This window comes from Kribbella qitaiheensis (assembly GCF_042657745.1).
Taxonomy (GTDB): domain Bacteria; phylum Actinomycetota; class Actinomycetes; order Propionibacteriales; family Kribbellaceae; genus Kribbella; species Kribbella qitaiheensis.
The window spans coordinates 1-19,852 of the sequence record NZ_JBHSKE010000028.1; the positions used below are offsets into that span (position 1 = coordinate 1).

Annotated in this window: 26 protein-coding genes; 13 read left to right on the forward strand and 13 right to left on the reverse strand. The window is 67.4% G+C overall.

All coding sequences use genetic code 11. The annotated features are described in order from the left end of the window. Positions 1-485 (reverse strand): hypothetical protein (locus ACFPJ1_RS21300; RefSeq protein WP_380106286.1); only part of this gene is annotated, 485 nt, incomplete at its 3' end. 1,055 nt (positions 486-1,540) lie between these two features. On the opposite strand from ACFPJ1_RS21300, the gene ACFPJ1_RS21305 reads away from it, so the two are divergent. Beyond that, positions 1,541-1,903, forward strand: coding sequence for a GNAT family N-acetyltransferase (locus ACFPJ1_RS21305; RefSeq protein ID WP_380106344.1), 363 nt, complete (start codon positions 1,541-1,543; stop codon positions 1,901-1,903). Here ACFPJ1_RS21305 and ACFPJ1_RS21310 read toward each other — a convergent pair. Next, positions 1,877-2,353 (reverse strand): hypothetical protein, encoded by a 477-nt coding sequence (locus ACFPJ1_RS21310; RefSeq protein ID WP_380106287.1) that lies wholly within the window; start codon positions 2,351-2,353, stop codon positions 1,877-1,879. The genes ACFPJ1_RS21305 and ACFPJ1_RS21310 overlap by 27 nt on opposite strands. Positions 2,354-2,843: 490 nt before the next feature. Here ACFPJ1_RS21310 and ACFPJ1_RS21315 point away from each other — a divergent pair, with 490 nt between their 5' ends. Further along, positions 2,844-5,834 carry a helix-turn-helix transcriptional regulator gene (locus ACFPJ1_RS21315; protein WP_380106289.1) on the forward strand — a complete coding sequence of 997 codons (2,991 nt, stop codon included), beginning with the start codon at positions 2,844-2,846 and terminating at the stop codon, positions 5,832-5,834. Between the two features lie 199 nt (positions 5,835-6,033). On the opposite strand, the gene ACFPJ1_RS21320 is transcribed toward ACFPJ1_RS21315, so the two are convergent. Together ACFPJ1_RS21320 and ACFPJ1_RS21325 are read right to left on the reverse strand one after the other, a co-directional pair. After that, entirely contained in the window at positions 6,034-6,300 is a 267-nt protein-coding gene (locus ACFPJ1_RS21320) for a hypothetical protein (protein WP_380106291.1), read from the reverse strand. A 242-nt stretch (positions 6,301-6,542) separates the two neighbouring features. Then, positions 6,543-6,701, reverse strand: coding sequence for an Lsr2 family DNA-binding protein (locus ACFPJ1_RS21325; protein WP_380106346.1), 159 nt, complete (start codon positions 6,699-6,701; stop codon positions 6,543-6,545). A 966-nt stretch (positions 6,702-7,667) separates the two neighbouring features. Between ACFPJ1_RS21325 and ACFPJ1_RS21330 the strand changes: the two genes are divergently transcribed. The 5 genes from ACFPJ1_RS21330 (at position 7,668) to ACFPJ1_RS21350 (ending at position 10,798) form a co-directional block, all read left to right on the forward strand. Then, positions 7,668-8,561 (forward strand): methyltransferase domain-containing protein, encoded by an 894-nt coding sequence (locus ACFPJ1_RS21330; protein ID WP_380106293.1) that lies wholly within the window; start codon positions 7,668-7,670, stop codon positions 8,559-8,561. Between the two features lie 225 nt (positions 8,562-8,786). Further along, the gene (locus ACFPJ1_RS21335) at positions 8,787-9,119 is read left to right on the forward strand and encodes a histone-like nucleoid-structuring protein Lsr2 (protein ID WP_380106294.1); all 333 of its coding nucleotides are present in this window, start codon (positions 8,787-8,789) and stop codon (positions 9,117-9,119) included. 316 nt (positions 9,120-9,435) lie between these two features. After that, positions 9,436-9,570 carry a hypothetical protein gene (locus tag ACFPJ1_RS21340; RefSeq protein ID WP_380106296.1) on the forward strand — a complete coding sequence of 45 codons (135 nt, stop codon included), beginning with the start codon at positions 9,436-9,438 and terminating at the stop codon, positions 9,568-9,570. Positions 9,571-9,888: 318 nt separating this feature from the next. Beyond that, positions 9,889-10,332, forward strand: coding sequence for a hypothetical protein (locus ACFPJ1_RS21345; protein ID WP_380106297.1), 444 nt, complete (start codon positions 9,889-9,891; stop codon positions 10,330-10,332). A gap of 229 nt (positions 10,333-10,561) precedes the next feature. Next, a complete protein-coding gene (locus ACFPJ1_RS21350) occupies positions 10,562-10,798 on the forward strand; it encodes a hypothetical protein (protein ID WP_380106299.1) in 237 nt (78 codons plus the stop codon). A 67-nt stretch (positions 10,799-10,865) separates the two neighbouring features. Here ACFPJ1_RS21350 and ACFPJ1_RS21355 read toward each other — a convergent pair whose 3' ends face one another. Further along, on the reverse strand, positions 10,866-11,645 hold the full coding sequence (locus ACFPJ1_RS21355) for a class I SAM-dependent methyltransferase (protein WP_380106301.1): 780 nt from the start codon (positions 11,643-11,645) through the stop codon (positions 10,866-10,868). 97 nt (positions 11,646-11,742) lie between these two features. On the opposite strand from ACFPJ1_RS21355, the gene ACFPJ1_RS21360 reads away from it, so the two are divergent. The 3 genes from ACFPJ1_RS21360 (at position 11,743) to ACFPJ1_RS21370 (ending at position 13,600) form a co-directional block, all read left to right on the forward strand. Continuing rightward, a complete protein-coding gene (locus ACFPJ1_RS21360; protein ID WP_380106302.1) occupies positions 11,743-11,964 on the forward strand; it encodes an enolase C-terminal domain-like protein in 222 nt (73 codons plus the stop codon). Between the two features lie 92 nt (positions 11,965-12,056). Then, entirely contained in the window at positions 12,057-12,686 is a 630-nt protein-coding gene (locus tag ACFPJ1_RS21365; protein ID WP_380106304.1) for a VOC family protein, read from the forward strand. A gap of 92 nt (positions 12,687-12,778) precedes the next feature. After that, the gene (locus ACFPJ1_RS21370) at positions 12,779-13,600 is read left to right on the forward strand and encodes a response regulator (RefSeq protein WP_380106306.1); all 822 of its coding nucleotides are present in this window, start codon (positions 12,779-12,781) and stop codon (positions 13,598-13,600) included. Between the two features lie 17 nt (positions 13,601-13,617). Here ACFPJ1_RS21370 and ACFPJ1_RS21375 read toward each other — a convergent pair whose 3' ends face one another. The 5 genes from ACFPJ1_RS21375 to ACFPJ1_RS21395 all read right to left on the reverse strand — a co-directional run bounded on the left by ACFPJ1_RS21375 (position 13,618) and on the right by ACFPJ1_RS21395 (position 17,229). After that, positions 13,618-14,112: a vitamin K epoxide reductase family protein gene (locus ACFPJ1_RS21375; protein WP_380106308.1), complete on the reverse strand. Its 495-nt coding sequence runs from the start codon at positions 14,110-14,112 to the stop codon at positions 13,618-13,620. A gap of 2 nt (positions 14,113-14,114) precedes the next feature. After that, positions 14,115-15,017: a DUF929 family protein gene (locus ACFPJ1_RS21380; RefSeq protein ID WP_380106310.1), complete on the reverse strand. Its 903-nt coding sequence runs from the start codon at positions 15,015-15,017 to the stop codon at positions 14,115-14,117. 201 nt (positions 15,018-15,218) lie between these two features. After that, entirely contained in the window at positions 15,219-16,421 is a 1,203-nt protein-coding gene (locus ACFPJ1_RS21385; protein ID WP_380106312.1) for an RNA polymerase sigma factor, read from the reverse strand. Continuing rightward, complete coding sequence (locus ACFPJ1_RS21390; RefSeq protein ID WP_380106314.1) at positions 16,418-16,762, reverse strand: YciI family protein; 345 nt, start codon at positions 16,760-16,762, stop codon at positions 16,418-16,420. The genes ACFPJ1_RS21385 and ACFPJ1_RS21390 overlap by 4 nt, the downstream gene beginning before the upstream one ends. 38 nt (positions 16,763-16,800) lie before the next feature. Further along, positions 16,801-17,229: a VOC family protein gene (locus tag ACFPJ1_RS21395; RefSeq protein ID WP_380106316.1), complete on the reverse strand. Its 429-nt coding sequence runs from the start codon at positions 17,227-17,229 to the stop codon at positions 16,801-16,803. A gap of 174 nt (positions 17,230-17,403) precedes the next feature. Here ACFPJ1_RS21395 and ACFPJ1_RS21400 point away from each other — a divergent pair, with 174 nt between their 5' ends. Then, a complete protein-coding gene (locus tag ACFPJ1_RS21400; RefSeq protein WP_380106317.1) occupies positions 17,404-17,739 on the forward strand; it encodes a carboxymuconolactone decarboxylase family protein in 336 nt (111 codons plus the stop codon). Next, entirely contained in the window at positions 17,729-18,310 is a 582-nt protein-coding gene (locus tag ACFPJ1_RS21405) for a carboxymuconolactone decarboxylase family protein (RefSeq protein WP_380106319.1), read from the forward strand. Before ACFPJ1_RS21400 ends, ACFPJ1_RS21405 begins: the two co-directional genes overlap by 11 nt. 75 nt (positions 18,311-18,385) lie before the next feature. Here the strand turns inward: ACFPJ1_RS21405 and ACFPJ1_RS21410 are convergent, their stop codons facing one another. The 3 genes from ACFPJ1_RS21410 to ACFPJ1_RS21420 form a co-directional block, all read right to left on the reverse strand. Next, on the reverse strand, positions 18,386-18,940 hold the full coding sequence (locus ACFPJ1_RS21410; protein WP_380106321.1) for a TetR/AcrR family transcriptional regulator: 555 nt from the start codon (positions 18,938-18,940) through the stop codon (positions 18,386-18,388). Between the two features lie 5 nt (positions 18,941-18,945). After that, on the reverse strand, positions 18,946-19,239 hold the full coding sequence (locus ACFPJ1_RS21415) for a hypothetical protein (RefSeq protein WP_380106323.1): 294 nt from the start codon (positions 19,237-19,239) through the stop codon (positions 18,946-18,948). 226 nt (positions 19,240-19,465) lie between these two features. Further along, complete coding sequence (locus tag ACFPJ1_RS21420) at positions 19,466-19,666, reverse strand: hypothetical protein (protein ID WP_380106324.1); 201 nt, start codon at positions 19,664-19,666, stop codon at positions 19,466-19,468. Here ACFPJ1_RS21420 and ACFPJ1_RS21425 point away from each other — a divergent pair. After that, the gene (locus ACFPJ1_RS21425) at positions 19,647-19,805 is read left to right on the forward strand and encodes a hypothetical protein (RefSeq protein WP_380106325.1); all 159 of its coding nucleotides are present in this window, start codon (positions 19,647-19,649) and stop codon (positions 19,803-19,805) included. The genes ACFPJ1_RS21420 and ACFPJ1_RS21425 overlap by 20 nt on opposite strands. Positions 19,806-19,852 lie beyond the last annotated feature (47 nt).

A 19,852-nucleotide genomic window follows, 5' to 3' on the forward strand; every position in this document is an offset into this window, starting at 1 on the left:
ATGACGCCCTGGACGTCGAGCACTCCGTCCACCACGTCGGCCGGCGTTGCGCCGCCACCGATGAACTTCACCTTGCCCGCGCTCGACGAGGTCTTCCCGACATCAGCGAGGAGCGCACGTCCGTCGCTGGTGATGGGCAGCACGTTGACCGCAACCGGGCAGCAGGTGTCGGCCGCCGGGAGATCCTGTTCGCGGTTGGCCAGGTAGTGGGCGAAGGTGGTGCAGCCCAGGTCGCCGACCCAGCGTCCCTCAGTGGAACGCAATCCCGACAGGGACAGCAGTTCACCGTTGTGAAAGGTGGGATTGTCCCTGGCCTTCTCGGTCCAGGTACGGTCGACGACCTCGCGACCCTCGGCGCTCAGGGAGATCTCCCCCCTGACGATCAGATCGAGATCGTGGTCGATGGTGAACACTCTGGCGGTGGACGTGCTTGTCATGCACAGGTACCAATCGATGTCGTAGCGGTAGTTGATCTGCGGGTCCACCCTGCGGACGAGCCGGCGCGCGTGTCCGACTCCGGCGGACGAGGAGCCGACGGCGGCAGCACGCGGATTCGCAGCCGAAGCGGGTGAGACCGCTGAAAAGCTCCGCGTGGACGTCAGCCACAGCCGACCAGGAGTACCTCGCCTCGACATCGGAGCGGCCGTTGCTACCGCGAGGTTCGTCGTGCCGTCCACCGGCTCGATACTCAACCTGGCAGCCGCGAACTGGTGCACTTCGCTCGCGCCCTCCTAGCCCGCCCCTTCGCCCTTCCGGCCGGCGCGAGCTAGGTCTGCCGCAGCACGCTGGGGCGAGCGGCAGACACGATCCCCGGCGAGAACATGACGCCGATCTCATCGGTCCGGGCGGAGTTGCGCCCCGAAGACCTCCTCGCGCTTCCGGATCACGACGACTCGGGCTGAATTGGATCCTTCGTCGCCCAGACGACACTAGGTCATGCCGCGTTCGGAGCCTTGAGTGGCGGTGGCGCTGCAGCGTTGTGTTAGATGCAACCGTGACGGATAGGCCGAGCAAGTTGCCGCAGCCCCTCATCGCGGTTCTTGCTGCCGTCGGATTGTTCCGGCGCGCGTGTCGTCTTGGGGCGCGAGCATGATGGGCGACATCCATCTCTTTGAGGCCGCGGATCACAACGTTGAGGCCGCGGTCGGCCACTTCGCTCGGCGTGGTGTCGGTGCGGTGTGGGCTCGGCACGCTGGCACGCTGCTTGTGGCGGCCGAAACCGACTTCGTGGGCGCTTACCACAACGCCGCGTTGCGAGTGAGTTCTGACAACGCCCCGTCTCAGGTCTTGGACGAGGCACGCGAGTTTGGGCAAACGCACGATCGGCACATTGTGCTCTGGGTCGCCACCCACCGAGACCTCGACCTGGCCAAGGAGGCACGAATCCGCGGGCTTCGACCTCGGTCCGCAGCACTCGGCATGGCGCTGCGGACGCCACCACAGCCGCCTGTCGTCTCCGCCGATGTCGAGGTGGTCCAGGTCATCGATCATGCCGGGGTAGACGCCTTCGCCACGGTGCACCGCGGCGTGTTTGTCGACGGTGGCCGGCCCGCCCAGGCAGTGGAGCATTTCGCCTCGCCCGGGGGTATTGCTGGCACCGAACGTGGCCGCCGTGGTCGCCCGAGCGAACGGCACGGCTGTGTCTTGCGCGATGTTGATCCAGAGCGGACGCGCCGCCGGGGTCTACTGGGTGGCGACCAGCGCCGCAGCACGCAACCGCGGGCTCGGCACCCTGGTGACCGGCGCAGTCGTCCGTCTGGGCTTCGAGTACGGCGCTGAAGTTGTCGTCCTCCAAGCCACCGAGCTGGGCGCGCTGGTCTATCAGAAAATGGGTTTCACCGCATTCACCGACTACCAGCGGTTCCTTCTACCCTTCTCACCGGGAGATGGTCTCTCGTCGTGATCGCCCCGCGAGAATTCCGCAGCGCAGCGATAGCGCCTGCTCCCAATCGCTCCGCTGCTGAGGGCGGCTGGTGCCCGCCATCCGTGGCCGGAAGAGATCAGCACCCACTGGGGCCGAGGCAGCAAGACCCCGATGATCAAGGTCCAGCCCAAGATCGTCGTCGAAGTCGCCGCCGATGCCGCGCTGCAGCACGATCTCCGCCTCCCAGGACTCGCCCAGATGGTAGTCGTGGGCAGCCTTGCGGTTGCGCGCGACCACGGGGTTGGCCACGGGCTTCTTCACACGATGATTCTGCCCCGACAGCCCGATCTGCGAGCCACATGAGGCCGAGCTGGCTGCCCTGCCGAGCAGCGAGACCCTCTGTGGCAGCGCCAAGTGGAGCGCCAGCACATGCGCGAGGACCCCCTCGAGATTGCGCTGCGGCAGTGCGTAGAGGCTCCAGTTGGTCAAGGCGATCGTGCGGCCGTCCGTGGCCGGCGGGACGTCGCCTGTCCTCGGTCAGTTCACTGGTGTTGAGAGGTCCGTCGAACCAGACCCAGTGGCGGCTCCAGGAGACCGGCGAACCGCGATGGTCCGGCAAGAGCCGACTTGCCAGAGCTACTGGAGATGGCGACCCGCGTGGTGCCACACGTGGTGCGAAACCCTGGAAACCCATGGTGGAATCGGCGCCTGATGCGTGCGGGCGTGTCAGCAAAGCCACTCGCGCATCCGGTATCGAAACCCGGTAGCAGCACGATCGGGATCGGATCGGCGGACGTCGGCGCGACCGCCCCCACCACGATCTTCGCGTCGGTCGGGATGAACGGGGACTGACGACACCCCGCAAGCCTGCCGGATCTCACTCGCCTGCCCGGTCGGAGCAGTCGTTCGCGGCGTGTGTTTGGTCGGCCTGGGCAGGTCGGCGGAGACAATTCGGCGCGTGTGGCGCAGACTGGGTGGCGTGGGTGAGCCGGCGGTTGCGCGGCCCTCCCTCGTTGCGGGGCGGGTCGAGGAACAGGGGTTCCTCGGTGCGGCGATTCAGGGGGCGGCTGAAGGTAGGCCGTGTGCGGTGTTCGTGCACGGCGAGGCGGGCGTGGGCAAGACCTGCCTGGTGAGGCGGATCTGTGACGCTGCTGTCGGGCGGGGTTTTGTCGTGCTGTGGGGGCAGTGTGTCCATTTTGGATCGGTTGACTCGCCATATCTGCCGCTGGTCAATGCCTTGGAGGGCTGGTTCGAGTCGGCCTCGCCTTCGGAGGTGTCCGAGGTGTTGGCCGCTGTTCCGGCCGCTTCTGAGTTGTTGCCTTCGTTGGGTGGGCGGGCCTCACTGGGGGCTGTTCGGCTGCTGTCGGTGGTCGATGGGCTGGTGATGGCGATCGCGTCCCGGTGGCCGACGGTGTTGGTCGTGGATGATGTGCAGTGGGCGGATCCGGCGTCGCGTGATGCGATCACCTATCTGGTTGCGGGCTTCAGGAGCCAGCGGCTGGCCGTGCTGGCGACGTATCGGGACGAGGAACTCGCCGTGGGGCATCCGCTGCACAGCTGGCTGGCCGACCTGATCCGGCTGCCGTCGGTTTCGTCTCTCCGGCTGAATAGACTGAGCCGGGACGAGTCCGAGGACCAGCTCGCCTTGCTGCTGGGGGGCCGACCACATCCGCGCCTGGTAGCCGACGTGATACGACGGTCCGACGGCAATCCCTACCTCAGCGAACTGCTCGTCGGTGGGGTCACGCTCGCAGACGACGGCCTTCCTGCTGATCTGCCGACAGAGTTGGCGGGAGCGTTGCTCGGGGCGTGGCACCGGCTGTCGGCGCGGGCGCGTGAGGTCATGCGGATGCTGGCGGTCGGCGGACGGCCTATCCTGGTCGACGATCTGACCGGGGTCGTCGCGGCACGCGGTATCGGCGCCGAGGCCGTGGTCGCCGCGCTGGTCGAAGCGACGAACTCCGGGATCTGCGTAACGCTGGGCGCCGGGACGTGCTGGTTCCGGCATCCGCTGCTGGCCGACGTATTGTGCGGGTCCTTCGTCCCCGGCGAGGCGGGCCCAATCCATGCGGCATGGGCGAAGGCGCTCGAGTCTCGGTCCCGCACAGGCATCGACGAGGTACGGCGGCAGGGCGACCTGGCGCTGCACTACCAGGGTGCAGGGGATCTGGAGTCCTGCCTCGAGGCGTCGCTGCGCGCAGCCGATCTCGCGCGAGATGTCAGGGCGCTTCGTGAGGAGGCGCTTCACCTGAGCCGGGCGGCGCGGCTGTGGCCTACCGTCCATCGCGGAGACGCCGAGAGCGTGGGCCAGGAACTGGACCTGCTGGAGCGTGTCGCTGGGGCGCACAGGCTGGCGGGTGATGATGAGTCCATCTTCACGGCGTGGAGTCGGGCGCATGATTTGGTCGATGAACGCGCCGACCCACTGCGGGCGAGCCGGGTCGTCAGGCGCTGGTCCCTTAGCGCCGTGTCAACGGGCCGAGCCACAGGCGAACCGATCCGTGAGCTCGAGCGCGCTGTCGAGCTGGCCCGGGCGTCTGCTGACAGTAGGGAGTATGCCGAGGCGCTCGCCGGTCTGAGCGAGTCTCACACGTTCATGAACGCCCCCGAGGTGGCGCAACGATACGCCGAGCAGGCAGTCCAGGCAGCGCATCGGTCCGGGTCCAACGAAGCATTGACGCACGCCTACAGGGCACGGGCCCTGGCGTTCATCCGGGAGGACCGGTCCGATCGCGACTCCGGGGAGTGTTTGCGTTTCGCCCGGATGACGCATGACCCTATCTTGCTCACACAGGCTCGTATGGTCAGGTCGGACTACCTCGATGCGCGCGGCCGTGTCGCCGAGTCGAGCGAGCTCATGGCCGAAGGGCTCAGTGACATCGTTAACGCGGGCGCGTTGAACGTGGTCGCCGGCCTCACGCGAGTTCAGGCGTGCCAGCTGCTCATGTTCGGGCGCTTCGAGGAGGCCGGCCGCGTCATCCGCCAAGGCCTCGCCTTGGCCGAGGGGGCGGAAGGAACAGGTGACGTTCGGCTCGCGGCGGCGTTGCTGTCCACCCGGCGAGGAGATCTAGTCGTCGCTCGTCTGCACCTGCAGCGAGCGAGAGAAGCGATACCGGACCTCGAGGACCGCCCCGGCTTAATGGCGCCGCCGATCCTGGCTGAGTGCCTCCTGGCAGATGGGCATCCCGACCAGGCCCTCGAGATGCTCACGCGGACGCTTGCGGTCCAGTCCGTAGATCCCCGTGTTGCCGACGAGATGCTCATGTGGGGTGCGCGTGCTGCAGCCGACATGGCGCAGGACGCCCGAGATCGACACGACGGCGATCGAGTCAGTTCGGCCAGGTCCGCCCTTGACGGCCTCGTTGCATTACGCAAGGACCTCCCCGGTCGGCCGTTCGATGTGTTGGTCGCCGAGGACCGTGTTCAACCGGCGATGGAAGCACTCTTCAATGCGGAGACCCGGCGGTGCAACGGTGAGGCGGGCACATCTTCGACGTGGCAGGAAGCCGCCGCTAGGTGCGCAGCCGCAGGCCTGCGATGGGAGCAAATGATCGCGTCCTGGCGATGGTCCGAAGCCCTGCTGGACGAGGGAGCAGATCCTTCCACCGTCGCCGCGCCACTCAGAGCGGTGCACCAATTCGCGGCTGCATCTGAGGCTCACCCCCTGCAGCGCCAGGCAGCCGGACTGGCGGCCCTCGGCAAGATCTCGCTCGAAGAACCGGCGGTCGCGACGCCGCGACGCGACGCACTGCCGGCGCCCTTCACTGCGCTGACGCAGCGAGAACTGGAGGTACTCTCCCACCTCATCGTGGGGAGAACCTATGCAGAGATCGCCGACGCCCTGTTCATCAGCAAGAAGACGGTCAGCGTCCATGTGTCGAACTTGCTGCGCAAGACGGGAACATCGTCACGTCAAGATGTATCCGCGCTCGCGCTGAGACTCGGCCGGTCCACAGTCAACCCGGACTGAGCCACACCGGCTCGGGATGGTGGACCCTCGGGATCAATGCGATCTGGGCAGGTGGCTCAGAATGCCGTTTGCGGGGGCAAGTCGAGCACGACGATCGACGTTGTCATGGACGCCAACCTCGCAGGCGTGTATCTGTCCAGGATCATGCGGATGATCGGCAACCGCCGTACCTGTGGGGGGCGTAGGTACGGCGATCCGCCTAGATGGCAGGCGCGTGGCGACGTCGGTACAGCCACAGCCCACCGAGGGCCAGGCCCGCGCCGCCGAGCGCGGATGCGCCGGCCTGGACGGCCTCAACGGCGGCGTCGTCCACCGGCACCTGCACCCGCTGGGTCACCGACACCGGTGCGGTGCTATCCCCAGACCCCGGCTCCGGGGGTTGTTGTGCCGAGGCTTCGGTCGCAGTGAACGCGGCGGCGCCCAACGCGAGTGCGGAAACTGCGATGGCTGAGTTCCTGCGGTTCATGACTTCTCCATGAGATCGATGCGGCGGGATCGCCGCTCCCTTCATGGTCTTTCGCGCAGGCTGCGACACACATCGGGCTCATCACCTCAGATCGAGGGCCAAACCTCCTCAGATTAGGCCCTAAGCGAGTTCGCGTAGATACGCCGCCCGGTCTTTCCGCCCCGCCCGGTTCCCCCTGCCCGGTCAACGGGCGTCGTCCGGACGTCGCGGTCGGGCGGAATACGACCAAGATCAACGCGGGGTTACGAGTGGTTGGCGGCATCGAAGGCCTCCCGAATGTGGGTCGGAACTCGTCCGCGGTCATTGACCTCGTACCCGTTCGCACGAGCCCATTCCTTGACTCTGCGAGGATCCGCATCAACTGTCGTTCGGGTGACCCGCCGGCCGCGTGTGTTCTTGATCGGTCGGCCGACACCCGCGTCGCAAGCGCTTCAACAGCCCGGTTGTAGTCCTCGATCGTCGAACGGTGATAACTCACGGGCCGAACACCACCGCCGCTCTGCGGAACGGACAGCGTCAACGTGTCGCCCGACCATGTCCCCGTGATCGTGGTGAGCCCATCCACGGTCAAGTCCACCGCGCGGTCCGACACATGCCCCCGGATGCTCGCATTCGACGTGTCGGTCGGCGGCCCGTCAGACTTCGTCGACGCAGAAACCGCTTGATACGTCCCTGTGAGTACGCCGTCCCCGTCCTCGGTCCACTGAACGATCGACAGCTGATTGCTCCCGTCCGCTACGAACGTAGCGGGTCCCGCTGCGCCGCCGACGTACAACCAGCCGTCAATACACCGACCAACACCAGCGCCATCGGCAACCGCGTCATGACCCCCTGTGGAACCCTGGGGCCGCGCCGGCCCACCCTCCTCTCGCTCACTCGCACGCCCTCCGGCGTTACGCCACCAGCCCACCAGTTGAGGCACTCGTCTAACCGATCAGCCCTCCGCCGGGAACAGTGCCTCGGCGAGCGAGGTCTAGATCGGACGATTGGGGATACTCTGCGTTGGCCGCGGACCACGGCTGAGGTTGGCGCGCTGGCTGTCCGCGCGGGTGCCTGCCCGCGTTGGGCGGAGCTTCGCAACGGGCGTGGCTCGGCGGTTCGCATGGACGGCATGGCTGGCAAGAGAGTCCTCGGCTCAGCGATCGCATGACACGGTTTGTGACACGAACTCAAGTCAACGGGTGCTGGTGAAGGCGACCAGAGGGGCGCCCGAGACGCTCCTGACGCCTAGAGATGGCCAAGTTCACGCCATCGCGCAGCCTTTTAATCCGCAGGCTGTAGGACGTGTGGGGTTGGCTGGCTGTGTGTGAGATGTCCCTCTCGCGTGGTCGTGGCGCTGGTGGCCTGGGGAGGGTGACCATGTAGTGGTGACTTCCTCGCCGCGCCCGCCGTACGTCGGTGGCAGACCGGATCCGATTGGCGGGACTGGCGCGCTCGGTGGAGAGTCCGCTCCGGCCCGCGGGTACCTGCTGGACAACGCGCGCGCCGAGGCGGGCGAGCGATTCGTGTGGCTGGCCGAGTTGTTCGACAGTGTGACGCGCGGGCACTTCGATCGACTGGGGGTCAGGGCTGGCTCGCGCTGCTGGGAGGTGGGGGCCGGTGGCCCCGGTATCCCGGAGGGGCTCGCGGCGGCCGTGGGTCCGACCGGGTACGTGCTGGCCACGGACATCGACCCGTCGTGGCTGACGGCAGGCGACGGGTACGAGGTGCGCCGGCACGACGTCGCTGCTGATCCGCCCCCGGAGCCGGGGACGTTCGATCTGGTGCACGCCCGGCTCGTGCTGGTCCATGTACCCGACCGGGCTCGGGCGTTGGCCACGATGGCGGCGGCACTACGGCCCGGCGGCTGGCTGCTGGTCGAGGACGCCGATACCGCTCTGCAGCAACTGGCCTGCCTCGATGACAGCGGCCCTGCGCAGCGGCGGGCCAATCGGCTGCGCGATGCGGTCCGGGAGCTGTTGACGCGCCGCGGCGCGGACCTGCGCTACGGCCGGACACTGCCGCGGGCATTGCGTGAGGCCGGCTTGGTAGATGTCGCCGCGGCGGGCTCTTTCCCGGTCGGCGGGCTGGCCTGCGACCGGCTGGAGGCGGCGACCATCCGGCACGTGCGCGGCGAGCTGCTCGCGGCCGGCCTGGCCGACGATGCCGAGATCGACGCGCACCTGGCCGTCATCGACGCGGGCGAACTCGACCTGACGCTCGCGCCGCTGATCTCGGCCTGGGGACGCCGTCCAGCCGAGCACCCGCCGGCACTCGGTTAAGTGCGGGTCCAGCGTGCCGGATCGAGGCAAGTCCTGTCGTGACCGTCACGCGCCACCTACCGCTCCGGGCTCGACTCCCGCCTTGTCACCCCGCCTATCCTTGCGGCCGGTCACGAGGCGCTGTCTGGATCGCCCGCCGGATGCTCGATTGGTGTCGGTCCGCGGCTGTGGTGTGTTGGTGGACGATGGTGTGCATTACCTGCACTGCTCCCGAGGAGGCATCCAGTGGCTCAGAGAGTGGAGATCCTGCTCACAGATGATCTCGACGGCACCGATCTCCCCGCCGGCAGGGGAGAGACCGTGACCTTTGCGCTCGACGGCAGCTCCTACGAGATCGACCTCGGCACCAAGAACGCCGCGGCGCTCCGAAAGGCGTTGGCTGTCTACATCGATGCGGCGCGACCGATCAGGAACAAGCGAGGCAAGAAGGTCACCCGCTCGACCGTCGGCGCGGATGCCCGCACCGTGAAGGAGTGGGCTCGCGCCAACGGCTACGAGGTCAACGACCGCGGACGAGTCCCGGGCGACATCAGAGAGGCGTTCGACGCTGCCAACTGACTCGATAGCCAATCAGAAAGCGTGGGACGATCGTTGAATCAAGGTTGGGGCACCTCCGCCGACCTGGTCGCGGTCGTGGTGCGGTTCGTGGTGCGAAAGGTGGAGATCGATGGGGAAATCGGCGTGTGGTGCGGAAGGGCGCGTAAGGATTCGCGCTTGTAGAGACCCAATTCAAGGGTGTCGTTCTCCCTCGTAATGAGAAGGTCGTCGGTTCGATTCCGACAGACGGCTCCACCTCGCCCGACTCGGACCGGACTCAACACGTCGAGACAGCGTGGGATGGCGCGAAGCGCTTGCCTAGGGCAACACTGGCAGGGTGGGCAAGCCGGCACCTGACCTGCTCGGGCCGGTCGGACTGGAGCTGGCCCGGGCCGTCGAACGGCTGCCCGGCCAGCACGCCATGCCCGGCGGATCCCGCTACGAATTGAAGTGGAATGGGTTCCTTCACTGAACTCGTCATGTGAGCAGAATGCGCATCCTGGGTCGGAGATCTCGCAGATACGTTGGAACAGCGAGGTTCGGCCGAACCTGGAACCCACCTCAGACCGAACTGTGGTTCTTCGACGGTCTCGGACGGCCGGCAACACCTGGTTGAGGTCGGCGAGTAGCGGCGAGTCATTGCGGGGCATACCGTGGCGTACGGAGAGCGGGAAAGACGCCTACAGTCCGGTTGGGTAGAGCAGTACTTATTTTCGCTGCGGCTGTCGCTATGGTCGTTCTGGTGTCAACCGCTAACGCGGCGGCGCCGATCCGTCAGGGGGGCGATCCAATGGCCACTGACGGCCCGGTCCCGGGGCAAGTTCAGCCAACCCCCGAAGAGGACGCGGCTCAAGCACTAATGCAGTGGCTCGCCGAGAATCCCAAACCCAACGCGGGCAGCGTTAGCGTTCTCGACGACCACAAGACCGTCGTGGTCTATTGGAAAGGCGATCCCCCGGCTGATCTGCAGCAATTCGCGGCGAGCCAGCCGGTGCCGGTGACCATCCGCAAGGCCACCTACAGTCGAGCCGAGCTTCTGGCCGTCGCCAAATCGCTGATGGACGCCAACCCGGGTGTCGTGAGTTCGGCTGGGCCGAGCGGTGACTTCTCCGGCGTGGGGATCACGCTCAACTCCAAGGCGCCACAGACGGCGCTGGCGGCCGTGCGGGCGCAGAGCGCGGTGCCGATAGAGTTCCGCGGGGTTCGCGACACCAGGTCGGCCGCCAGCAGATGAACCGTGCTGCTGGCCTGCCATCTGTCGCTACCGCTCCCATCACTGCCTGATCCCGCCGTGGACGCCTGACGCGACGCTCACGCGCGATGCCCGAGGGGTGAGATTTCGGGCTCCCCGCAGTTGAGCGTGTCGTGTCGTAACGCAAGGCGGCTCGGCATCACCGTCGTGGCCGCTGACCTGCCCGAGGCCTGGCGACTGTGGGCACGACATCACCCCCACGCTCGAGAAGATGTACCGGGCGATGGGGCAGGAGTTGCCGCGCACCAAGCGGATCCTGGAACTCAACCCGGAGCACGCGCTCGTCACCGGGCTGCGCACTACGCACGAGGCCAACGCCGACGACCCGGCGCTGGCCGAGGCCGCCGAGCTGCTCTACGGCATGGCGCTGCTCGCCGAGGGCGGCGAGCTCGCCGACCCGCCCCGCTTCACGTGCCTGCTCGCCGACCGACTGGCCCGCTCGGTCTAGACAAAATCCTGGATTCGAGCTACCGCGACGCCCGTCGCGCGGCGGATGTCGCGGTAGCCCATATCTGTCAGGGTTTGAGGGCGCGGGTGGCGTAGTAGCCGGGCAGCCACCCTGCGGTGGCGTCGGAATGGTGCGGGGCCTCGTCGAACCCGGTGATCACGAAGCCGGCGGCCAGCTGCCCGCCGATCTGCTCGGCCATCGTGTGGCTGTACTCCAGCGGCGCGTTGGCTCCCCACAGCCGCTCGCGCTCCTCGGCCGGGACGTGCGTCAGGTCGCTGTACGGCAGGCGGTGGCGGACGACCAGCTCGCCGCGGGTGTCCATGGCCTCGTGGTCGAACAGGTACACGTCGGGGTTGAGGAAGCCGCACAGCAGCGCGCCGCCTGGCCGCAGCACGCGGAAGCACTCGCGCCACACGGGTGCGAGCTCGGGCACGAACAGGTTCGAGACCGGGTTGAAGACGAGGTCGAACGAGGAGCCGCCGAACTCCGACAGGTCGCGCATGTCGCCCAGTACCGTGCGCAGCTCCAGACCCTCGCGCTCCGCGACCATCTGATCCTGGGCGAGCTGACGCGGCGAGTTGTCGAAGACCGTGACCCGCGCGCCGGCCGCGGCGAGCGTCGGGCCTTGCTGCCCACCGCCCGAGGCCAGGCAGAGAATGTCTACATCGGACAGGTCGGCGGGCAACCACGCCCGGTCGACCGGCCGGTACCCGATGAGCACGACGGACCAGTCACCAGCGCGTGCCCGCGCGACGGTCTCGGGAGTGACCGGGCGCGACCACTCGTTGCCGCTGTCGACCTGAAGGTCCCACGCCGCGCGGTTGTGCGCTACCGGATCAACGCTCACGGGCATACGGTAGCGCCCCGGCGACGATCGCCACCGGGGCGCATACCTTCAGCTTCTGGTCCAGGCCTGGTTGCTGTCTCAGTTGCAGGTCGAGACAATGCGTTGCCTCGCACAGGTGCGCCGCGCGGGCGTACCGATCGCCGCCGGGGAGAACGTGCCCACTCTCATCGAGTTCGATCGCCTCTTCGGCGCCGGAGCGGTGAACTACGTCCAGCCGAGCCCAGCCAAGGTGGGCGGCGTGACCGAGCTGTGCAAGGCCTTCACGCTCGCGTCCGTCCGCAACGTCCCGGTGATGCCCCACAGCTTCGCACCTACCTGAATGTCTAGGCATCCCGAATCGCATCGGAGCCCCGTGCGTCGGTGTGCGACATCTCCCAGCCGCCACCGGCTGCCGATGTTAGGTTCGCTGGCATGACGGAGCAGATCACGGCCGGGCAGTTCCACGCGGCCGACCATGTCGGGGACTGGCGCTCCCTCTACCACGTGGTCTCGGCCCACTTCCGGACCGGCTCGCTCGCCAAGGGCATCGCGCTCGTCGATGAGATCGGTCGGCTCGCTGGGGAGGCCGAGGAGCAGTACCTCACTGTCGACCTGCGGTCCGCCGGCGTCACAGTGTCCCTGGGATTGCGCGACATCGCGCTGGCTCGGCGGATCTCGGCCGTCGCCGAGGAACTGGAGATCCCCGCCGATCCGACCGTCGTGCAGGTCGTCAACGTCACTGTCGACGCACTCGTCGGCGCGGACGTGCTGCCGTTCTGGCGGGCGCTGCTCGGTTACGGCCAGATCGGCGACGACTACCTGTTCGACCCGTTGCGCCGCGGCCCGGGCTTCGGGTTGCAGCAAATGGACGCGGCGCGCCCACAGCGCAACCGCATGCACCTTGATGTCGCCGTCCCCCACGATCAGGCCGAGGCCCGCATCTCCGCTGCCCTGGCCGCGGGCGGCCACCTGGTCTCCGACGCGCACGCGCCGATGTGGTGGGTCCTGGCCGACGCCGAGGGCAATGAGGCGTGCGTCGCCACCTGGGTCGGCCGCGAATAGCGCGCGCAGATCGTTACGCTCGCCTGGCCCCTGCTTCTTGCCTAAGGCATCAGTCAGCAGATTGCCGTTTGTGACGGCGTTGCGGAGGCCGCTTGCTGCTGTGTCTGGCTCAGTCGCGAAGTGGAGTCGACGGCGGGCTCGTGACTTTGCGGCACGGGAGTGGCAATGTTACCTATGGGGTTCTCATGGAGCAGTTGGCAAACGTCAGCGACGACCAAGTCCTCGCGATCGCGGGACTGCTGGTGTTCGTCCTGATCATCGGATTGTTCTACAAACCGATTCGTGAGTTCCTACGCGCCAGCAACGAGGTCGAGTTCTCCGGGCCCGGGGTCGGGATAAAGGCCAAGCGCAGTGACGAGGCAGTCAGGGAGCTTCGAAAGGCCGCGATGCGACGAGGTGGCGCGGCATTGTGGTTCCCTTGGCGCACCCCCCGTCAGGTGAAGCTCGTCGCAGCTGCGATTGAACGGTTGGGTCGAGAGCCCCGTCTGCTGTGGGTCGACGACCATCCCAGCAACAACTCCTACGAACGCAGGGCCTTCGAGCGCATCGGTGTGGGCGTCAAAGAGGTCACGTCGACCGCTGATGCGTTGCGCGAGCTGGTAACTGATGCCTGGACGTACGACGTGATTGTGACCGATCTGCGCCGGGGGACGCGCCCGGCCGCCGGCTATGAAATGCTGACCCTGCTGGGATTCCTCGGATACCACCAGCCGGTGATCGTCTACTCCGCAACGATGAGGAAAAGGCGCGGGTACGACGAGGCGATCGCCCACGGAGCCAGGTTCGCCACGACCAGTCCGGAGAAGTTGTTCTGGCAGGTATCTCTCGCCCTTGAGTCCGCGGTACGCGCTGACGAGGTACCGTCCTCGGATCTCGGCGACACCACCCCCTCACCGAATCCCGAGACTGCCTGACCCCGCTTGCCAAGCTGCTACGGGGTGTTCGGGGTTAGCGCCTGACGGATGACGACGAGGGCGAACAGCAGCAGCGTGAGCGTGTGGACGACGGTGCACCACAGGCAGATCGCGTCGATGCGGAAGAGTTCGGCCCAGATCAGGTAGCAGACGAAGGCGACTCCGACGACAACGGCCGCAAGGCGAAGGCGGCCGGGCCACGGGGACGGCGTACGCCAGAGCGGCGGTAGCGACAGTACGGTCATGGCGGCGAAGAATCCCAGCCCGAGAACCGCGACGGGGATCCCGAGAATGCGTGAGTACTCGCTGCTGGTGACCTTGACGCAGTTGACCACTCCGGTGTTGGGGCAGGCGAGGGTGCTGTCCGCCGTGAAGTGCTCGTAGGTCAGGTACGTCGAGACCGCGAGGCCTGCGATGGACAGCAGCAAGGTGGTCCAGGGGATCCGGCCCAGCGGCGAGTGCTGTGTGGTGATGTGCTCGGATCGGTGTCCTGAGTGTGCGGTCCCGCTCACGATCAGCTCTTCCCGAGCTTGCCTGCCGCCGCTGTGACCGCGTCGCTCGTGCAGACGGCGGTCGGCTGGTTGCCCGTGACCTTGCAGAGGGCGGCCGTGTAGAGGCTGGCGGAGCCGTCGATGGCCTTCGCGATGGGGCTGGAGGAGTCCTTGAGCGCAGCTGCGATCTCGGCCTGGGTCTTCCCGGCCAGCAGTTCCGGACTGTACGAGGCACCCGAGGAGACGAACTTCCCGCCGAGGTCGATGAACGGGATCGAACCTCCGCTCTGCACGTACGGCGGTTGGTTGTAGGTGTCGAAGATCTTCTGGTCGGCAGCCGTCGGGGTGTCCAGCGGCGCGTAGTTTCCGTTGACCTTCTCGTTGGTCGTGGTCTCGACGCCGGTGAAGGCCAGGTACTGGCTGGTGTACGTCGCTCCGTGGAACGACAGGGTCGGGGTGTTGGGGAACACGTCGTCGCCGGCGGAGTGCGTCGTGCCGAGGTTGTTGAAGGTCCCGAACCGCGAGAGCGACACCGTGACAGGCCACCGTTCGGCAGCGCAGTACGGGCAGAACTCGGCGCCGATATAGAGGACCTTCGGCTTACCGCTGGAAGTCAAAGGGGGCGCGGTGATCGCCGACGGGCTGGCCTGAGCCGCATCGGTGCCGACCGCGGCGAACGTCGTCGCCGGGATGGAAGTCAGGGCGGTCATGATCTGGGCGTCGGCCGTACCGGAGGGGCCGGTACTGGACTCCTTACCGCCGCCGGCCAGGCGCACCGCGACCAGTCCGCCCACCACGATGACGACGACGGCGACGGCGCCGAGCGCGAGAAGGAGACGCTTACGCCGCTCGGCGCGTGCCTGAGCGGCGAGCTGAGCCGCGACCTTCTCCCGGGCCCGAGCCTTCTGCTCGACACGCCTGCTCATGGTTCTCCCTGTCTTCCCGAGGCTCGATCGGGGCATGACACCGCCACTGTCGTGGATCGCCCCGCGGTGCGACGAATCGAGCCGAGGCGGAGTTGTGCACCACCCTGCACAAGTGCCGAACCGGCCACGAAATTCCGCGACAGCATTACCGACGGCGCTCAGATCTCGCGAGTGAACACCTGGCGTTCACCATCGCCGAGCTCAGTAGGACGCTAGGCGGTCGTGGAGGATGTCGAGCTGGGCTGGGTTGTTGGTCAGCTTGATGGCCTCCATGTCGGCCTCGTGGGCTGCCGCGGTCCTGTCGCCGGCGCGGAGGAATTCGGCTCGGGTCGCGTGGAATAGTGGATAGTTCTTCAGAGCGGCCTGGAGGTCGTCGAGTTCTGCCAGGGCAGCTTGTGCGCCGTACACGTAGCGGGCGGCGACGGCACGGTGCAGCTTGGTGACCGGGGTCGGCTGGAGGTGGAGCAGCATGTCGTACAGGACGAGGATTTGCTGCCAGTCGGTGTCGGCCCAGGTGACTGCTTCACAGTGGCAGGCGGCGATCGCGGCTTGGAGTTGGTAGGGCCCGGGGGAGCGGTGGCGGCGCGCCGTACGGGTTAGCAAAGCTGTGGCGTCGGCGATGGCGCGATGGTCCCACTTGCTTCGGTCCTGGACCTGCAGAAGGACGAGTTGTCCGTCGGAAGTGAACCGCCCGGCAACGCGAGCTCGGTGCAGCCGGATCAGCGCCAGGAGTCCGGAAACCTCGGGCTCGTTGGGGAGCAGGCCGGCGAGGAGTGCCGTGAGCCATTCGGCGTCGTCGACCAGGTCCCGGGAGTGTGCTCGCTCGCTGGTGCTGGACAGGTAGCCCTCGTTGAAGAGCAGGTAGATGACAGTCAGTACTTCGCTGAGTCGCTCGGCCAGCTCGTCGTCGCGAGGGATCCGGTAGGGGATTCCGGCGTCGGCGATCTTGCGCTTGGCTCTGGTGATGCGTTGCGCCACGGTGGTCTCCGGGACGAGGAACGCCGCGGCGATCTGTGCCGTGGTGAGGCCACAGACCACGCGAAGGGTGAGCGCGATCTGGGCTTCGCGAGCCAGCGCGGGGTGGCAGCAGGTGAAGATGAGCCGGAGCCGGTCGTCCGGGGCGCGGTGGATCGGCCATTGCAGCTGGGCGAGTTTGGAGCGGTAGTTCTCCTGCCTGCGGAGTACGTCGAGGCCCCGGCGGCGTGCCACGGTGAACAGCCAGCCGTCGGGCCGGTCGGGAATCCCTTCTTCGGGCCAGCGCTTCAGCGCGATCTCGATGGCGTCCTGGACGAGATCCTCGGCGGCGGAGAAGTCGCCCAGCAGCGATACGAGCGAGGCGGCGAGCTGGCCCGCATGGTCGCGAACGACGCGGGCCAGCTCGTCAGCAGCGGGATCGGCGCTCATGACTCCACGGGGCGGATCTCGACCACAGGGCACGCAGGCCAGGTCTTCACCATCCGCAGTGCCTCGTCGAGATCAGCGACCTCGATCTCGGTGAACCCGGAGATGACCTCCTTGCCTTCCATGAACGGGCCGTCAGTTGTGACCGGTTCGGGCCCGTCGAGGCGTACCGTGGTCGCCGAGGCCCCGCCCTGGAGCTTGCTGCCGCTGTGGCGGATGTTGGCCGCGTGGTCGATGAACCACTGGTTGACCCGTTGATAGACCTCTTCCAGCTCGGTCGGGCTCAGCGACTCGAGCTCCTTGGCGTACTCCTCGGTGTCGACGAACATCAGCACGTACTTCACGCACGTCACCTCCTGTTGTCAGTGTGGCTGGTCGGAGGTCAACTGGAGGGGAGGTCGGCGTACAGGTCGACGCCGTTGCCGGCCGGGTCGGTGACGGTGGCGTAGCGCATCCCCCAGGGCGCGTCGAATGGTTCCTGCAGCCCGGTGACGCCTGCTGTGGTGAGTTCGGCGTACCTCGCGTCGACGTCGGCCGGGGTTTCGAGCTGAAAGGCGAGGAAGGTTCGCCCGTTGGCGGGCGCGGTCCACTCGGCGGTCGTCTTGCTGCGCAGGTCGTCGGTGTCGAGCATCAGGTGGAGCCCGTTGGGAAGGTCGCAGCCTGCGTGGTCGTCGGGCATGTACTGGTCGCGGACGAATTCGAGGCCGAGCAGCCGGTAGAAGTCGATCGCGGCGCCCAGGTCGGTGACGGTGATGTCGAGGACGTTGAGTGTGGGTTGCATGGTGGTCTCCAGGTCACTTGACTGCTTCATAGGGGAGACGATCGGAACGCCACCGGATACGACAAGCCTCCCGCCCTGCCCGCGGGCACAGCTCGCCGGCAGGGCGTCCAGGCTTTTCTCCGGCCGCGTGTCGTATTCGGCGGCGCGCCGATCGTCGTATACATAGGGGCAGCTAGCCGAGCTGCAGAGGAGAAGGAGGGCGCAGTGCCGGATGACGACAAGTTGCGAGCAGCGCACCGAGCCCTGGTGGATCGCGTTCAGAACGGAGAGGGCAGGGCAGCTGCGGAGCAGCGAGCCCGTGCCTTCAGCAACGACGGCCTCTCCCCGCCGTTGGACGCGCTGATCGGCAAGGTCGCCACGAGGCCGACGCAGGTCACCGAGGCGGATTTCGCTGCGGCAAAGGCGTCGGGCTTCAGCGAGGACCAGCTTTTCGAGCTGGTGATCTGCGCCGCGGTCGGCCAGTCCGCCCGACTGTATGAAGCGGGACTGGCGGCCCTGGCCGAAGCAACGGTCGACGGGAGGCAGGACAATGCGACTTGACATCCTCAACCGCGGCTACCGCCCCGGAACCAAGCTGCTCTTCGCGGTCATCCGGCTGTTCTCCGGGCACCCGGTGCCAGACGCCGCCAAGCTGGTCTTCTACCGGCCGGATTTCTACGGCGCCCAGGCCAAGGAGTTCACCCACGAGGCGATGCGCGGGCCGTCCGCCTGGTCGGTAGGCGACCGGGAGCTGATGGCGGCCTACGTGTCCAAGCTGAACGACTCCGCGTTCTGCATCGGCGCGCACACCGCGACCGCAACGCAGGCGTACCAGGACGGGCCACGGGTCGCGGCGGTGCTGGCCGACCTGGAATCGGCCTCGGTCGAGGAGCCGCTCCGGGCAACGCTGCGGATGCTCGGCAAGCTGACCACCGAAGGAAAGCTGGGCGCCGAGGACATGCGGGAAGTGCTGGCCGCCAGCGTCTCTCCCCAGCAGGTCGAGGACGCGCTGGCTGTCTGCGTCGCGTTCAACACGACCGACCGGCTCGCCGACGCCTTCGGCTTCGAAGTCCTCAGCCCCGAAGGCTTCGAGGCAGGAGCCAAGTACCTGCTCAAGCGCGGCTACCGATAGCGCGTGCAGCGCCCGCCGCGGCGGCGTCGCCAGACCTGCGCGCATCGCGGTTCAAAGCTGGGTTTGTGCGATCGCTCATGACCCTTCGGGAGGCCGGGCTCGGAGGCCGTCAACCAGTACTGCGACCGCGGTCGCCGGGCTCGTCCGCTGCGCTGAGCGGGGGCTTAGCGCATAGAGCACCCCGGTCATCAGCGCCATCAGGTCCGCGGTGGTGATGTCCTGGCGCACGTCACCGCCTCGTTGAGCCCGTTCCAGCAACTGTCCGAGGGCGCGCTTCAACCCGTCGGCAGCGGTGGTCACTGCGTCCTCGCCGCTGGGCCGCAGGGCATCGAGCAGGTCTGCCTTGGCTGCCGCGTCCTCCACCAGCCGCCCGATGAACTCGAAGAGGGCGTCGCCGGGCGCCTCGGCCTGCAGCAGAGTCGCGGCGTCCCCGCCGAGGCTTTCGATGCGGTCCAGCATCACCGCCTCGAACAGGGCCTCCCGGTTCGGGAAGTGGCGGTACAGCGTGCCCGGGCCGACGCCGGCTCGGCGGGCGACGTCGTCGAGGACCACGGCCATCCCCTGCTCGGCGAACGCCTCGCGGGCAACCGCCAGCAGCCGCTCGCGGTTGCGCCGGGCGTCGGATCGCACTGGGCTCAGTCGCGGCCGGGCAGCGCGGGGATGGTGAGGCCGCGGGCATGGAACAGGCCCATCGGGAGCGCCCCGCACGCTGCCGCCGCCATGGCCGCGACCCGGTGAGCGGCGATGTCCGCGACGAGCACGAGCACTCCGGTCAGCACGAAACCACCCCAGCCGGCCACCAGGTTGATGGTCGGGGAGGAGCCGAAGACTGTCTGGAATCGCTCGCGCGTGATGCCGCGACTGAAGTGTGGGAAGGCATTGGTACCCATGACGCCGGCCAAGAAGCTCAGCACGATCGTCCGCAACATCGAATCCTCCTGGTGCCCGCTGGATGCCCAGCCAGAATATAACCGGAGAGCACTCTCCGCTAGTGCACCAAGCGGCGGCGCACCGGCCCCGCTAAGCGCGAGGCGCCGACATCGAGGTACGAGCCCAAGCGGGACGGGCTACTTCACTGAACAAGTCAACAAGGGTCGCTGTATGCACGCGACGTCCGCGACCGGGCCGCGAGGCGCTCGTCTGGGCGCCGGTAAGTCACTCACAAAGCGTGCGGACGGCCTGTAGTTCTGCGTCGACTACGGCCATCTGGTGGGCGATGGCCTCCTCGGGGGCGTCGTGTGGGAACTGGAGAGTGAACTGGTACTCGCTGCCGGTGCCGTTCGGTAGGACGCGGGTGTACGCGCCCTGACGGGGTTCGTCGGCGGAGAGGATGTCGATGGTGCCGTGCTGGCTCATCGCCGCCGAGAAGCCGTTGCTGGGCGGCGATGGGCTTTCGATGTGGGGGTACGGCGTACTGACGCACCTCGCCAAGCAGTCCGCGGCCAATCAGCTGGCACTCGCCACACTGCGATCGGGCACGACAAGTCGCGACTGATCGCGCTCCTCGACGAGCTCGAGCGGGATGAATTGGTACTCCGTGAG

Bases quoted from the DNA above. Each gene is read 5' to 3' on its own strand.
- ACFPJ1_RS21395 (WP_380106316.1), bottom strand. From the start codon at position 17,229: ATGAAGCAGTCAAGTGACCTGGAGACCACCATGCAACCCACACTCAAC.
- ACFPJ1_RS21350 (WP_380106299.1), top strand. From the start codon at position 10,562: ATGTACCGGGCGATGGGGCAGGAGTTGCCGCGCACCAAGCGGATCCTG.
- ACFPJ1_RS21415 (WP_380106323.1), bottom strand. From the start codon at position 19,239: ATGTTGCGGACGATCGTGCTGAGCTTCTTGGCCGGCGTCATGGGTACC.
- ACFPJ1_RS21405 (WP_380106319.1), top strand. From the start codon at position 17,729: ATGCGACTTGACATCCTCAACCGCGGCTACCGCCCCGGAACCAAGCTG.
- ACFPJ1_RS21385 (WP_380106312.1), bottom strand. From the start codon at position 16,421: ATGAGCGCCGATCCCGCTGCTGACGAGCTGGCCCGCGTCGTTCGCGAC.
- ACFPJ1_RS21420 (WP_380106324.1), bottom strand. From the start codon at position 19,666: ATGAGCCAGCACGGCACCATCGACATCCTCTCCGCCGACGAACCCCGT.
- ACFPJ1_RS21320 (WP_380106291.1), bottom strand. From the start codon at position 6,300: ATGAACCGCAGGAACTCAGCCATCGCAGTTTCCGCACTCGCGTTGGGC.
- ACFPJ1_RS21425 (WP_380106325.1), top strand. From the start codon at position 19,647: ATGGTGCCGTGCTGGCTCATCGCCGCCGAGAAGCCGTTGCTGGGCGGC.
- ACFPJ1_RS21345 (WP_380106297.1), top strand. From the start codon at position 9,889: ATGGCCACTGACGGCCCGGTCCCGGGGCAAGTTCAGCCAACCCCCGAA.
- ACFPJ1_RS21365 (WP_380106304.1), top strand. From the start codon at position 12,057: ATGACGGAGCAGATCACGGCCGGGCAGTTCCACGCGGCCGACCATGTC.
- ACFPJ1_RS21380 (WP_380106310.1), bottom strand. From the start codon at position 15,017: ATGAGCAGGCGTGTCGAGCAGAAGGCTCGGGCCCGGGAGAAGGTCGCG.
- ACFPJ1_RS21360 (WP_380106302.1), top strand. From the start codon at position 11,743: ATGCGTTGCCTCGCACAGGTGCGCCGCGCGGGCGTACCGATCGCCGCC.